Origin of the sequence: Pedomonas sp., assembly GCF_036515995.1 — a bacterium.
Classification (GTDB): domain Bacteria; phylum Pseudomonadota; class Alphaproteobacteria; order Sphingomonadales; family Sphingomonadaceae; genus Pedomonas.
In genome coordinates this window covers 1-13,086 of record NZ_DATBUP010000066.1, presented here as the reverse complement: position 1 = coordinate 13,086, position 13,086 = coordinate 1, and the positions used below count along the sequence as shown (strand labels likewise).

Here is a 13,086-nt window from a genome sequence, read left to right as displayed (position 1 = left end):
CTTCCGCAGCGGCGGTGGCTTCGGCGATCGCTCGGGCGGCGGCGGCTTCGGCGGCGAGCGTGACGGCGGCTTCGGCGACCGTCCGCGTGGTCCGCGTGGCCCGCGTCGGTTCAGCTAAGCTCTGATCCAGCAACATTGCTGAACACAGGCAGGGCCGCCCGATTGGGCGGCCCTGTTTGTTTGTGCCCAGTATTTGTCCGTACTCTACCCCTTCCCCTCCGTGATACCGTGCACCCCCTCCCGCTTCCGGGCTTGCCATGCGCCCGGTTGGCGGCTCTGATAGCAGGACTTGGACTTCTTCGATCAGAGGTGAAGCACACCATGGCAGGCCCGAACGTCGTCCCTTCGCACACAGGCAGGTCCCACATTGCCCGGGCGCTTAAAGCCCAGCTCCGGCTGCCGGTCGTCGCCGCGCCCATGTTCATCGTGTCCGGCCCCCAGATGGTCATCGCCCAGTGCCAGGCGGGAATCCTCGGCTCCTTCCCGGCGCTCAACGCCCGCCCCAAGGAATTGCTGGATGACTGGCTGAGCGAGATCACCGAGACGCTGGCGGCCTACAGCGCCGCCCATCCTGACCGGCCCGCCGCGCCCTTCGCCGTCAACCAGATCGTCCACCGCTCGAACGATCGGCTGGAGCACGACGTCGAGCTGTGCATCAAGCACAAGGTGCCCGTCGTCATCACGTCGCTGGGTGCCCGTCCCGAAATCAATGACGCGATTCACAGCTATGGCGGCATCGTGCTTCATGATGTCATCAGCATCACCCATGCCCGCAAGGCCCTCGAGAAAGGTGCAGACGGTCTGATCGCCGTGTGCGCCGGGGCCGGCGGCCATGCCGGCACCCTCTCCCCCTTCGCGCTGGTGCAGGAGATCCGCCAGTTCTTCGATGGTCCGCTGCTACTCTCCGGCTCCATTGCCAACGGGCGCTCCGTGCTGGCGGCCGAGGCCATGGGCGCGGACTTCGCCTACTGCGGCTCCGTCTTCATCGCGACCGAGGAAGCCAACGCCGCCCCCGCCTACAAGCAATGTCTTGTGGACGCCGTGGCGGAGGACATCGTCTACACCAACCTCTTCACCGGCGTTCCCGGCAATTACCTGCGCCAGTCCATCGAGGCGGCAGGGCTGGACCCGAAGAACCTGCCCTCGTCCGATCCCTCCAAGATGAACTTCGCCTCCGGCGGCAACCAGGCCGCCAAGGCATGGAAGGATATCTGGGGCTGCGGCCAGGGCATCGGCGTCATCGAGCAGATCGAGACCGTCGGCTCCGTCGTTGACCGCATGGAGCGCGAATACCGCGCCGCCCGCGCCCGGCTGCTGGGAGAGCGCAGCGCTCTGGCGGCGGAGTAGAGCCAGAGTTTTTGAAGAGGGACTCAGTCCCTCTTCACTCCCATTCGTTTGACCGGCCGTGACCGGCACCTGCCGCCGAGCACACTTGATAAACACAAAAAGCCGCCCCGGATGGAGCGGCTTTTTGTTTTCCGTGAGGCGTCCCGCCTTAGCGGAAGTTGTCAGCACCCCTTCCGCTTTAGCGGAAATTATCAGCATACGCCTGCAGCTTCAGCATGCGCGGCTGCTCCGGCACCACCACGAACTCGATGCCGTAGCGCGTGGCGTAGGCAATGGCCGCTTCCTGCGTCGGAAAGCGCAGGCGCACCTGGCTCTGGGTGTCCTGCGAACCGGCCCAGCCCATCAGCGCGTCCGGGCGCTTCTTGTCGGACTGTTCGAATTCCAGAACCCAGTCCTGGGTCTTCGCCTTGCCAGACTGCATGGCATTCTTGCTCGGCTTGTAGATACGCGCGGTCATGTCTCAAAACCCTCCGTTCGGGGCCGTCCTGCCGCGTGGCGCGATCAAGGTCAAGCCCCTCAGAAATACGCTTGAAAACGGGTTCGGAGCAGCTTTCGAGCAGGACGCATGTCCTGCGGTTAAGAAAGTGCGACCAACCAAAGAGTTTGAGCGGGCGATCTGCTGCAAGCAGATCGCAAACCGCTCTAGGCTTCCGCCGAAGCTTCGGACGACCCATCGGTCAGCTGCTCGGCATCCGCCTCGCCGTCACCGTTATCACCCTCGTCTCCAGCCACATCCCGAATCTTGGCCACGGATACCACATGCTCTCCGTTCGACACGCGGAACAGCGTCACGCCCTGCGTGGCGCGGCCCGCGATACGCACGTCGGCAATGCCGATGCGGATCATCTGCGCCTGGTCGGTCACCAGCAGCACCTGATCATCCGGATCGACCGGGAAGCTGGCCACCACCGGACCATTGCGCTCCGACATCTCGATCGCCGTCACGCCCTGATTGCCACGGCCCATGGTACGATACTCGTAGGACGAGGTCCGCTTGCCATAGCCGTTGCAGGTCACGGTCAGGATGAACTGCTCGCGCGCGGCCAGTTCCTGCATCCGCTCCGGCGACAGCGTCGCCTCGCCCGGCTCCGCCTTCCACGGCGCGGCGCGCAGGTACTGCTCGCGCTCCTCGGCCGTTGCATCACGCCCGCCATTCAGGATGGTCAGCGAGATCACCTCGTCGCCATCGGCCAGCGTCATGCCGCGCACGCCCGTCGAGGTACGGCTCTGGAACACGCGCACTGCATCCACCGGGAAGCGGATGGACTTGCCGCCGCGCGTCGCCAGCAGCACGTCGTCGTCCTCGTTGCAGAGGGCAACGCCGATGAGCCGGTCGTCCTGCGCGTCATCCTCGAAGCGGATGGCGAACTTGCCGTTGGACGGAATGTTGGTGAACGCGTCCATGCTGTTGCGGCGCACGCTGCCCTTGGCGGTGGCGAACATCACGTTCAGGTTCGCCCACTCGTTCTCGTCCTCCGGCAGCGGCAGGATCGTCGAGATGGTCTCGCCGTCCGAAAGCGGCAGGATGTTCACCAGCGCCTTGCCGCGCGCCTGCGGCGTGCCTTCCGGCAGCTTCCACACCTTCAGGCGGTAGACCAGACCCTTGGTGGAGAAGAACAGCACCGGCGTGTGGGTGGAGGCCACGAACACCTGCGTCAGCACGTCCTCGTCCTTCGTCGACATCGCCGAGCGGCCCTTGCCGCCGCGACGCTGCGCCCGATAGGTGGAGAGTGGCACGCGCTTGATGTAGCCGGACATGGTGACGGTCACCACCATGTCCTCGCGCTTGATCAGGTCTTCGTCGTCGATGTCGTCGATCGAGCCTTCGAGGATCTCGGTCTTGCGCGGCGTTGCGAACTCGGTGGAGATCACGTCCAGCTCTTCGCGCATCACCTCATAGAGGCGGTTGCGGTCGCGCAGGATGTGGAGGAACTCCTCGATCTTCGTCGCCAGCTGCTTCAGCTCGTCGCCGATCTCGTCGCGGCCCAGCGCCGTCAGGCGGTGCAGGCGCAGCTCGAGGATCGCCTTCACCTGCTCTTCGGTCAGGTGATAGGTGGTGCCGTAGGTCTGCGGGTTCACCGCCTCGATCAGCTCGAGGTACGGCATGATCTCGCCCACGGTCCACGCCCGGGCCAGCAGCGCCTCGCGCGCTTCGGCCGGAGAGGCGGACGCCCGGATGATCCGCACCACCTCATCGAGGTTGGTCACCGCGATCACGAGGCCGAGCAAGATGTGGGCGCGGTCGCGCGCCTTCTTCAGCTCGAACTTGGTGCGGCGGGTGATGACCTCTTCGCGGAACTGGATGAAGGCCGAAATGATGTCCTTCAGGCCCAGTTGCTGCGGGCGGCCATTGTTCAGCGCCAGCGTATTGATGGCGAAGCTGGTCTGCGCCGGGGTGTAGCGGAAGATCTGGTTCGTCACCACTTCCGCGTTCGCATCGCGCTTCAGCTCGATGACGACGCGCACGCCCTCGCGGTTGGACTCGTCGCGGATTTCCGAGATGCCCTCGATCCGCTTGTCCTTCACCGCCTCGGCGATGCGCTCCACCAGCGTGGACTTGTTCACCTGATACGGGATTTCGGTGATGATGATCGCTTCGCGGTCACGGCCCCACGTCTCGATATGGGTGCGCGAGCGCATCAGCACCGAGCCGCGGCCGGTGCGATAGGCGGAGAGGATGCCGCCACGGCCCATGACGATGCCGCCGGTCGGGAAGTCCGGACCCGGCACGATCTCCATGAGCTCTTCCGGCGTGATTTCCGGATTGTCCATGTAGGCGCGGCAGGCCGCGATCACTTCGCCCAGGTTGTGCGGCGGAATGTTGGTGGCCATGCCGACGGCAATGCCGCCTGCGCCGTTCACCAGCAGGTTCGGGAACCGGGCCGGCAGCACGGTCGGCTCGCGCTCCTGACCGTCGTAGTTGGCCTGGTAGTCGACCGTGTTCTTTTCCAGGTCGCTCAGCAGGAACTGCGAAACCTTGGCGAGACGCGCCTCGGTGTAACGCATGGCCGCTGCCGGATCGCCGTCCATGGAACCGAAGTTGCCCTGCCCGTCGATGAGCGGCACGCGCATCGAGAAGTCCTGCGCCATGCGGACGAGGGCCTCATAGATCGCGGAATCGCCGTGCGGGTGGTACTTACCGATCACGTCACCGACGATACGGGCCGACTTGCGGTACGGCTTAGTGTGATCGTAGCTGTTCTCGTGGCACGAAAAGAGAATGCGGCGGTGCACCGGCTTCAGGCCGTCACGCACATCCGGAAGCGCACGCGATACGATCACGCTCATGGCGTAATCGAGGTACGATGTCCGCATCTCCTCTACGATGGAGATCGGGCGGATATCGGACGGGTCCGAGGAATTCGGTTCAGTCAAATCCAACACTCAAATCCTGGAATATAGAGCCATAAGTGGGTTACCCCACCTTCTAGCCAACTGCGCTCAGGAATGCCAGTTTTAAGCACCGAAACCGTGCGCCAGACCGACGTTTGGCCTCGATTCAGCGCTCTTTTCCGCTTCCCGTCCATCCGGCCCGCTCCGGGGCTGGACCGGGCCCGCGCGCAGGCGCATATAGGCGGGCATGACGAACCAGTTTGAACCCATTCATGTCATCGGCGGCGGCCTGGCTGGCTCCGAAGCCGCATGGCAAATCGCCAAGGCGGGCGTGCCCGTGATCCTGCACGAGATGCGCCCCGTCCGCACGACCGACGCGCACCAGACCGAGGGCCTCGCCGAATTGGTCTGCTCCAACTCGTTCCGCTCGGACGACCCGTCAGCCAACGCTGTCGGCCTCCTGCACGAGGAAATGCGCCGCGCCGATTCGCTGATCCTGAGCGCGGGCGACAAGGCCCGGGTGCCCGCCGGCAGCGCGCTGGCGGTGGACCGGGACGTGTTCTCGCAGATGGTCACCGATACGCTCTCAAACCACCCCCTCATCGAGATTCGCCGCGAGGAAATCGCCGGCATCCCTCCGGCCGACTGGTCGAGCGTGGTGATTGCCACCGGCCCCCTCACCTCGCCCGCGCTGGCCGAGGCGGTCAAGGGCCTGACCGGCGAGGACGAGCTGGCCTTCTTCGACGCCATCGCGCCGATCGTCTACAAGGACAGCATCAACTTCGACATCGCGTGGTTCCAGTCCCGCTACGACAAGGCCTCCGGCCCCGGCAGCGAGGGCAAGGACTACATCAACTGCCCGATGGACAAGGATCAGTACTACGCCTTCATCGAGGCGCTGCTGACCGGCGAGAAGACCACCTTCAAGGAGTGGGAAGCCAACACCCCCTACTTCGAGGGCTGCATGCCCATCGAGGTGATGGCGGAACGCGGCAAGGACACCCTCTCCTTCGGCCCGATGAAGCCGGTCGGCCTGGCCGATCCGCGCACGGGCAAGCGCCCCTATGCGGTCGTCCAGCTGCGGCAGGACAATGCGCTGGGCACGCTCTACAACATGGTCGGCTTCCAGACCAAGCTGAAGCACGGCGAGCAGACCCGTATCTTCCGCACCATTCCGGGGCTGGAGAACGCCCAGTTCGCCCGGCTCGGCGGCCTGCACCGCAACACCTTCATCCGCAGCCCCAAGGTGCTGGACGGCGTGCTGCGCCTGAAGGCAGACCCACGCCTGCGCTTCGCTGGCCAGGTCACCGGCGTTGAAGGCTACGTGGAAAGCGCCGCCATCGGCCTGCTGGCCGGCCGGTTCGCCGCAAGCGAACGCAAGGGCGAGGCCATCGTGCCGCCGCCGCCGACCACGGCGTTCGGCGCGCTCATCAGCCACATCACCGGCGGGGCGGAAGTGGACACCTTCCAGCCCATGAACGTGAACTTCGGCCTGTTCCCGCCGCTGGAAGACAAGGTCCGTAAGAATGAGCGCAAGGCCGCCCAGTCCGCCCGCGCGCTGCGGGATGTGGACGCCTGGCTCGGCCGTACGCCTGCCGAGGCACCGGCTCCGGCCTCCACCCCGGCGGACGCAGCCGAATAACGGCAGGCTGCTTGCCCACGATCAAAAGGCGGTGCGGCCCGGCTGCGCCGCCTTTTTCATGTTTTTAATAGCCCGCCGCGCAACATTTCCTTGCAAAAACCGTATGGAAACAGTTGCATCCGGCGTTCAGGCAGCGTATATGCCGCTGGCTTGAGGCGTCATTTTTTCGCGCCCGGGTTTGAAATGGTGTGGGGCCGTAGCTCAGTTGGGAGAGCGCAGCAATCGCACTGCTGAGGTCAGGGGTTCGACTCCCCTCGGCTCCACCAGTTCACCCGCCTTGAGTTTCTGAAATTCCAGCGTTCACAGGTCCGGCTTGGGCAGCTTGTCCGGCGGCGTTCTGCGCCTTGGGCTCGGATCTTCCCAGCCATTCAACTGGTCCTCGTCAGGATACCCGGCGGGCCGGATGTTCTCGCCAGACTGCAGCCTCTCGCTCACCAGATCCCCGGCGTGCCGTGGCATGATCTTCCTCCTCGTTTTAAAACCGGATCTGCGCACGCCACCAGAAGCACAGGATCGGAAGCCTAAGTCATGTTGCCAATGCGAATGAATTAAATTCTACATGAATATCCGTCGGATATCGGAAAAGTCTCAGGCGATTTCTGATCGAGGCGGCCCGCCGCCCTTCTGAAATTTTCTTGCTTTCGCCATTGAAACGGAGCGCCGCGCCAGCAACAATGCGCGCCGCAACATCTGGAAATTCAATGGCAAGGGGCACCCATGAAAGCGGTTCATAGTCTGGTCGCGGCAACGGCATTGATGGCATCCAGCCTTACGGCATGGCAGGCGGGTGCAAGCCTCGACACCATTGCGCAGGACTATATCCGGCTGGTGCTGGAGGTGGGCGAGCATGAACCCGGCTATGTGGATGCCTACTATGGCCCGGCCGACCTTGCGACGCAGGCAAAGGCCAGCCCCCGCTCCGTTGCCCAGCTCAAGACCGAGGCTGACCGGCTGAAAGCCGCCGCCGAAACGGCCAGGACCTCCTCGCCGATGGAGGCCAAGCGCGCCCGCTTCCTTGCCGCCCAGCTCAAGGCCGTGCGCACCCGGCTGGACATGATCGAGGGCAAGCGCCTGCCCTTCGCCGAGGAAGCCGAAAGCCTGTTCGGCGCGCGCCCGACCGTCCAGCCACTGTCCGACTTCGACCCCATCCTTTCCAATCTGGAGAAGCTCGTGCCCGGCGAAGGCCCGCTGCATGAGCGGGTCGAGGCCTTCCGCAAGGGCTACACCGTCCCCACGGACAAGCTGGACGCGGTGATGCGCGCCGCCACCGCCGAGTGCAAGCGCCGCACGGTCCAGCACATCAAGCTACCCGAAGGCGAGCAGTTCTCCCTCGCCTTCGTGACCGACAAGCCGTGGAGCGGCTACAACTGGTACAAGGGCAACGCCAACAGCCTCATCGAAGTGAACGTCGATCTGCCCGTCTTCATCGACCGCGCCATCGACCTGGGCTGCCACGAAGGCTACCCCGGCCATCACGTCTTCAACATGCTGCTGGAAGAGAAGCTGGCCAGGCAGCGCGGCTGGCAGGAGTTCACCGTTTACCCGCTGTTCAGCCCGCAGTCATTCATTGCCGAGGGCAGTGCCAACTTTGGCATCGACCTTGCCTTTCCCGGCGACGAGCGCCTGAAGTTCGAGCAGGAAACCCTCTATCCGCTGGCGGGCCTCGATCCCAAGACAGCCCCTGCCCTGATCCAGCTCCAGAAGCTGACTGAAGCCCTGGCACCGGCGCGCTACACCATCGCCGCCGAGTATCTGGCCGGCAATATCGATCGCGAGACCGCCATTGCCCTTGGTCAGAAATACCGGCTCGTCACCCGCGGCCATGCCGAGCGGGACGTGAAGTTCATCGAAACCTATCGCAGCTATGTCATCAACTACGGGCTCGGCAAGGAGATGGTGCGCGACCACGTGAACGCTGCCGGACCGGATCAGAACGCCCGCTGGGAGCGGATGGAGCACATTCTCTCCGAACCGACCCTGCCGGAAGACCTGAACTAGAGCAGCTTTCGAGCAGGGTGGCACACCCCGCGCTTAAGAAAGTGCGACCAACAAAAAGCTTAGAGCCCCGATCTGACCTCGTCAGAGCGGAAAAGGCTCTATACCCAAGTGTAATGGCGCGGCTGGCAGGCAGTCCTGTCAGCCTCCCGTCAGCCGCTCCTGCCTTATTCCGGCTTGTAAGCCACCGCTGCCGCACTGCCGCCGCCGAGCGGGATAACCTCTCCGCGCCGGAAGCCTGCCGCCTCGCACCAGTTGAAGAAATCGGCTGCCGTATAGTCGAAGCCGTCCCCGGTTTCGATGAGCATGGTCAGGGACAGCATCAGCCCCGCGACGTTCTGCCGACGGTCGTCATCGATCATGTGGTCGATGGCGATGAAGGCCCCGCCCGGCTCCAGCGCGTCAAAGGCCTTCGCGATGAGCTGGCGCTTCTTCTCCAGATTCCAGTCGTGGAGAATCATGCTCATGGTCATCACGTCGCAGTGCGGCAGCGGATCGGTGAACATATCCACCGTCACCGCCTGCACCTGGTCCGCAAGCCCGGCTTCCTCGATCTTTCGGCGAGCGTGCGGCGTCACCACGTCAATGTCCGCCGTCATGGCCTCAAGCCGGGGGAACCTCTCGGCCACGGTCAGCGCCAGCAGGCCGAGCGCCCCGCCCACGTCGCACAGGCACGCGTGGCGACTGAAATCGTAGTGCTCCGCCAGGGCCATGAAGCGGCTGCGGGAAATACCGCTCATGCCCTCAAGAAACAGGCCCATCCGCTCCGGGTCCGCGTAAAGAGACTCGAACAGGGGCTTGCCCACTGTCGCGATCTCGTTCTGCGCCTTGCCGGTGCGCAGCCCCTCGGTCAGCCGCCCCCAGAATGGATAGAGCCGCTCGTTGGACATGAGCAGAAAGCCACCGATGTAATCCGGGCTGTTGGCATCCAGAAACCGGGCGCTTGCGGGGGTGTTGCGGTAAAGCGCCGTGGGTCCGCTGCCCTCCCGCTCCAGCATGCCGAGCGCTGCCAGGGAATCGACGAAATCCGGATTGCAGCGCGGATGCAGGTCGAGTTCGACGCACAAGGCCTCGCCGGTCAGGCCGCCAGCCGAGAGCTTCGGATCGGCCAGGGTCGTGAAAAGGCCCAGTTCGACCGCAGAAAGCAGCGTCTTGGCGGGCATGAAACCCAGCGCCACCTGCATGATATGGTCCGGCGAAACTCCAGCCGCCATGCCTGCGGCCAGATCCGCAGCTGGCCCTGCAGCGACCCCAGTCGCTTCAGGTTCGCTCGTCAGACGTTCCGCCATTCCTCCACTCCCCCCTGTTCAACCCCACGGAGAAGAGGATCACTCAAAACCCCGCCGCCCACAATGGGTGAGCTGCGGCCTCGTAGTCGAATATTGGACGAAAATAGTCGTGTTTCGCTTGCGGTCTGATGCGACCCGCCCAAAAGCACTGCGGGGGCCTTCGCCCCCGCCGCTTCGCATCAGAACTTCACGTTCATGGCGATGCCGCCGCCCTTGGTGTCGCCCCAGGGGAACAGCTGCACATTCTCGTTCAGTTTGTCGGTGAACACGAACGCCGTTGCAGTGCCGAGCGCGGCTCCGGCCACCACGTCGTACCAGTGGTGGTGGTCGCTCTCCACCCGGGCCACGCCAACGGTTGCGGCAATGGCATAGGCCGGCAGGCCATACTGCCAGCCGTAGCGCTGGTGAATGAACCCGGCGGACGCAAAGGAAATGCTGGTGTGGCCAGAGGGGAAGCTGTCGTTGTCCTTCCCGTTGGGCCGCTCTTCCGGGAACACTTCCTTCAGCATGTAGGTCGCGCCGGCGGTAAAGCCGATGCTGTAGCCCGCCTGCAGAACGCCGTCCCAGTCCTCCTGTGCCGCCGCCGCCACGAAGGCCGTGCCGACCAGACCCGCGCGGCCGACGTCCGCAATCGTGGTCCAGGTGTCGGCGACGGCGGGCTGGGCCGCGAGCGCCGAGGCCAGAGAAAGGGCGCAGACGAGGGTCTTGCTGCGTCTCATGCGAAAGTGCTCCCTGTTTCTTGTTCTGATTTCCAAGGCCCCGCAGCCTTTCAGAGGGTGACGGGCTCGATCATTCCGTTGTGCAGCAGCACGACCCGGTCCATGCGGCGGGCCAGATCACGATTGTGGGTGGCAATCAGGGCCGATGAGCCCTTGGCGCGAACGAGATGGAGGAACGTCTCCAGCACGGTCTGGCCGGTTTCCTCATCCAGGTTGCCCGTCGGCTCGTCCGCCAGCACCAGCACCGGCTCGTTGGCCAGAGCCCGAGCCACGGCCACACGCTGCTGCTCGCCGCCCGAAAGCTGGGCGGGCTGGTGGGTGAGCCGCTGGCCCAGCCCCAGTTCGGTGAGGAGCTCGGTCGCCCGCTGCTCCGCCTCGCGGCGGCTGCGCCCGAAGATCAACTGCGGCAGCACCACGTTCTCGATCGCCGTGAAGTCCGGCAGCAGGTGATGGAACTGATAGACGAAGCCCAGCTTCTCGCGCCGGAAGTCCGTACGCTGACCGCTCTTGAGGCTGGCACACTCGGTCCCGTCGATGCGGATGCTGCCCTGAAAGCCGCCCTCCAGCAGACCGACTGCCTGCAGCAGCGTGGACTTGCCCGCACCCGAGGCCCCGAGCAGCGCCACGATCTCGCCGCGCTTCACCTCAAGGTTCACATCCCGAAGCACATGGATGATGGCATCGCCCTGCTTGAAGTTGCGGGAGAGATGCTGAACGCCCAGAACCGTGTTCGTCCCAACCACGTCACTCATAGCGAAGCACCTGTACCGGATCCGTATTGGCCGCGCGCCAGGACGGGTAGAGCGTTGCCAGCACGGTCAGCAACAGGGAGATGCCAACGGTCGCCAGCACCTCGCCAAGCTCTACCTTGGAGGGCATCTCCGAGAGGAACCGCACTTCCGGGTTCCACAGCGCAATGCCGAACAGAGTGCTTGCGCCCTGCACGATCTCAGTGCGGAACGCCAGCAGCAGGAACCCAAGGCCCATACCCGTCAGCGTGCCGAGCGCGCCGATGGACGTCCCCGCCAGCATGAACACCCGCATCACCGAGGCACGGCTCGCCCCCATGGTCCGCAGGATGGCGATATCCTTGCTCTTGGCCCGCACCAGCATGATGAGGCTGGAGACGATGTTGAATACGGCGACCACGATGATGATCGAGAGGATCCAGAACATCACCACCCGCTCCACCTCCAGCGCCTCGAACAGCGAGCGATTGAGCGAGCGCCAGTCGACGATCGCGCCGTAAGGCTGCACGACCGGCGTCAGCGCGTTGATGGTGGCGTCGATCTTGTCCGGATCGTTCACCACCACTTCCAGTCCGCTGACGGACGAGCCCATGCGGAAGTAGTTCTGCGCCGTCTCCATCGGCATGAGGATGAAGGCGTTGTCATAGTCGAACACACCCACCTCGAAGATGGCGACAACCCGATAGCTGGCGATGCGCGGCGTCACGCCGAACGGCGTCACCTGCCCCTCGGGCGAGATCAGCGAGATGCTGTCGCCCACCCGTGCCAGCAGTTGCCCGGCCAGCTTGCTGCCCAGCGCAATGACCGGCTCGCCGTCCTTGAAGTCCGCCAGCGAGCCCTCGACGATGTTCTTGGACACCATCGGGTGGTTGCGCACGTCGCTCGGCACTTGACCGCGCACGATGACGCCCGCCGACAGGTTGCGGCGGGACGCCATCAGCTGCTGCTGGATCAGCGGCGTGACCATCTTGACGCCCGGTGCCTGCTCAGTGAGCTTGCGCAGCCGCTCCCACTCGTCCAGCCGGCCGTCATAGCCCTGCACCAGCATGTGGCCGTTCACGCCCAGAATGCGGTCGAGCAACTCGCCCCGGAAGCCGTTCATCACCGACATGACGGCGATGAGCGCGGCAACGCCGATGGCAATGCCGATCAGCGAGATCATCGAGACGATGAAGATGAACCCCTCGCCCTTGATCGGGCGCAGGTAGCGCGTCGCGATCATCCGCTCATAGCTGGAGAGCATGAATGCGTTCCTTAGCCGAGCAGCTTGGTCAGCAGGGCCTCGACGGTCATTTCCTCACGGTTGCCGCTCTTGCGGTCCTTCACTTCCACAACGCCCTTCTCGATCCCCTTGGGGCCGACGATCACCTGCGTCGGAATGCCGATCAGGTCCATGGTGGCGAACTTGGCACCGCCGCGCTCGTCGCGGTCGTCGTAGAGAACCTCGATGCCGGCCTCGCTAAGCTTGGCGTACAGCTCGTCAGCGGCCGTGGTGCAACCTTCGTGGTCCACGCGCATGTTGATGAGGCCCACCTTGTACGGAGCTACCTCTTCCGGCCAGACGATGCCGTTCTCGTCGTGGCTGGCCTCGATGATGCCGGCAACGATGCGCGACACGCCGATGCCGTAGGAGCCCATCTCCGGATACATCGGCTTGCCGTCCGGGCCCTGCAGCTGGCAGCCCATGGACTCGGTGTACTTGGTGCCGAAGTAGAAGATGTGACCCACCTCGATGCCGCGGCGCTGGCGCAGCTTGTCGGCCGGCACCGGGCAGTCGGTCACCTTCTCGTGCTCCTCGCTCTCCATCGCGTAGATGGATTGCAGGCGGTCGACGATCTCCGAACCCGGCGTGGCTTCGGCCAGTTCGGCCAGCGTGATGTCCTCAACCGCGGCGTCGTAGAACAGCTCGCTCTCGCCCGTGTCGGCCAGAATGTGGAACTCGTGGGAGAGGTTGCCGCCGATCGGCCCCGTCGGCGCGCGCACCGGCACCGCCACCATGCCCAGGCGGGCGA

At 64.5% G+C, this 13,086-nt stretch carries 11 protein-coding genes and 1 tRNA gene; 4 read left to right on the top strand and 8 right to left on the bottom strand.

All coding sequences use genetic code 11. From position 1 onward, the window contains the following. The first annotated feature begins 321 nt into the window (after positions 1–321). On the top strand, positions 322–1,347 hold the full coding sequence (locus VIG90_RS05370) for a nitronate monooxygenase family protein (RefSeq protein WP_331592432.1): 1,026 nt from the start codon (positions 322–324) through the stop codon (positions 1,345–1,347). Positions 1,348–1,525: 178 nt separating this feature from the next. Here the strand turns inward: VIG90_RS05370 and VIG90_RS05365 are convergent, their stop codons facing one another. Next, positions 1,526–1,804 carry an ETC complex I subunit gene (locus VIG90_RS05365; RefSeq protein WP_331592431.1) on the bottom strand — a complete coding sequence of 93 codons (279 nt, stop codon included), beginning with the start codon at positions 1,802–1,804 and terminating at the stop codon, positions 1,526–1,528. A gap of 185 nt (positions 1,805–1,989) precedes the next feature. Beyond that, positions 1,990–4,722, bottom strand: a complete 2,733-nt coding sequence (gene gyrA / locus VIG90_RS05360; protein ID WP_331592430.1) for a DNA gyrase subunit A — start codon at positions 4,720–4,722, stop codon at positions 1,990–1,992. A gap of 205 nt (positions 4,723–4,927) precedes the next feature. Here gyrA and trmFO point away from each other — a divergent pair, with 205 nt between their 5' ends. Further along, entirely contained in the window at positions 4,928–6,322 is a 1,395-nt protein-coding gene (gene trmFO / locus VIG90_RS05355) for a methylenetetrahydrofolate--tRNA-(uracil(54)-C(5))-methyltransferase (FADH(2)-oxidizing) TrmFO (protein ID WP_331592429.1), read from the top strand. 190 nt (positions 6,323–6,512) lie between these two features. Then, positions 6,513–6,588, top strand: a tRNA-Ala gene (locus VIG90_RS05350). 34 nt (positions 6,589–6,622) lie between these two features. On the opposite strand, the gene VIG90_RS05345 is transcribed toward VIG90_RS05350, so the two are convergent. Continuing rightward, entirely contained in the window at positions 6,623–6,781 is a 159-nt protein-coding gene (locus VIG90_RS05345) for a hypothetical protein (protein WP_331592428.1), read from the bottom strand. A gap of 258 nt (positions 6,782–7,039) precedes the next feature. Between VIG90_RS05345 and VIG90_RS05340 the strand changes: the two genes are divergently transcribed. Further along, on the top strand, positions 7,040–8,320 hold the full coding sequence (locus VIG90_RS05340; protein WP_331592427.1) for a hypothetical protein: 1,281 nt from the start codon (positions 7,040–7,042) through the stop codon (positions 8,318–8,320). A gap of 164 nt (positions 8,321–8,484) precedes the next feature. Here VIG90_RS05340 and VIG90_RS05335 read toward each other — a convergent pair whose 3' ends face one another. The 5 genes from VIG90_RS05335 to VIG90_RS05315 all read right to left on the bottom strand — a co-directional run. Then, positions 8,485–9,606: a methyltransferase gene (locus VIG90_RS05335; protein ID WP_331592426.1), complete on the bottom strand. Its 1,122-nt coding sequence runs from the start codon at positions 9,604–9,606 to the stop codon at positions 8,485–8,487. A 179-nt stretch (positions 9,607–9,785) separates the two neighbouring features. Then, positions 9,786–10,325, bottom strand: coding sequence for a phosphatase PAP2 family protein (locus VIG90_RS05330; protein ID WP_331592425.1), 540 nt, complete (start codon positions 10,323–10,325; stop codon positions 9,786–9,788). Between the two features lie 50 nt (positions 10,326–10,375). Beyond that, the gene (locus VIG90_RS05325) at positions 10,376–11,077 is read right to left on the bottom strand and encodes an ABC transporter ATP-binding protein (RefSeq protein WP_331592424.1); all 702 of its coding nucleotides are present in this window, start codon (positions 11,075–11,077) and stop codon (positions 10,376–10,378) included. Beyond that, positions 11,070–12,317 (bottom strand): lipoprotein-releasing ABC transporter permease subunit, encoded by a 1,248-nt coding sequence (locus tag VIG90_RS05320; protein WP_331592423.1) that lies wholly within the window; start codon positions 12,315–12,317, stop codon positions 11,070–11,072. Before VIG90_RS05320 ends, VIG90_RS05325 begins: the two co-directional genes overlap by 8 nt. Positions 12,318–12,328: 11 nt before the next feature. Next, on the bottom strand, positions 12,329–13,086 hold a 758-nt coding region (locus tag VIG90_RS05315; protein ID WP_331592421.1), incomplete at its 5' end, for a His/Gly/Thr/Pro-type tRNA ligase C-terminal domain-containing protein.

Bases quoted from the DNA above. Each gene is read 5' to 3' on its own strand.
- VIG90_RS05365 (WP_331592431.1), bottom strand. From the start codon at position 1,804: ATGACCGCGCGTATCTACAAGCCGAGCAAGAATGCCATGCAGTCTGGC.
- VIG90_RS05335 (WP_331592426.1), bottom strand. From the start codon at position 9,606: ATGGCGGAACGTCTGACGAGCGAACCTGAAGCGACTGGGGTCGCTGCA.
- VIG90_RS05330 (WP_331592425.1), bottom strand. From the start codon at position 10,325: ATGAGACGCAGCAAGACCCTCGTCTGCGCCCTTTCTCTGGCCTCGGCG.
- VIG90_RS05325 (WP_331592424.1), bottom strand. From the start codon at position 11,077: ATGAGTGACGTGGTTGGGACGAACACGGTTCTGGGCGTTCAGCATCTC.
- trmFO (WP_331592429.1), top strand. From the start codon at position 4,928: ATGACGAACCAGTTTGAACCCATTCATGTCATCGGCGGCGGCCTGGCT.
- VIG90_RS05345 (WP_331592428.1), bottom strand. From the start codon at position 6,781: ATGCCACGGCACGCCGGGGATCTGGTGAGCGAGAGGCTGCAGTCTGGC.
- VIG90_RS05340 (WP_331592427.1), top strand. From the start codon at position 7,040: ATGAAAGCGGTTCATAGTCTGGTCGCGGCAACGGCATTGATGGCATCC.
- VIG90_RS05370 (WP_331592432.1), top strand. From the start codon at position 322: ATGGCAGGCCCGAACGTCGTCCCTTCGCACACAGGCAGGTCCCACATT.
- VIG90_RS05320 (WP_331592423.1), bottom strand. From the start codon at position 12,317: ATGCTCTCCAGCTATGAGCGGATGATCGCGACGCGCTACCTGCGCCCG.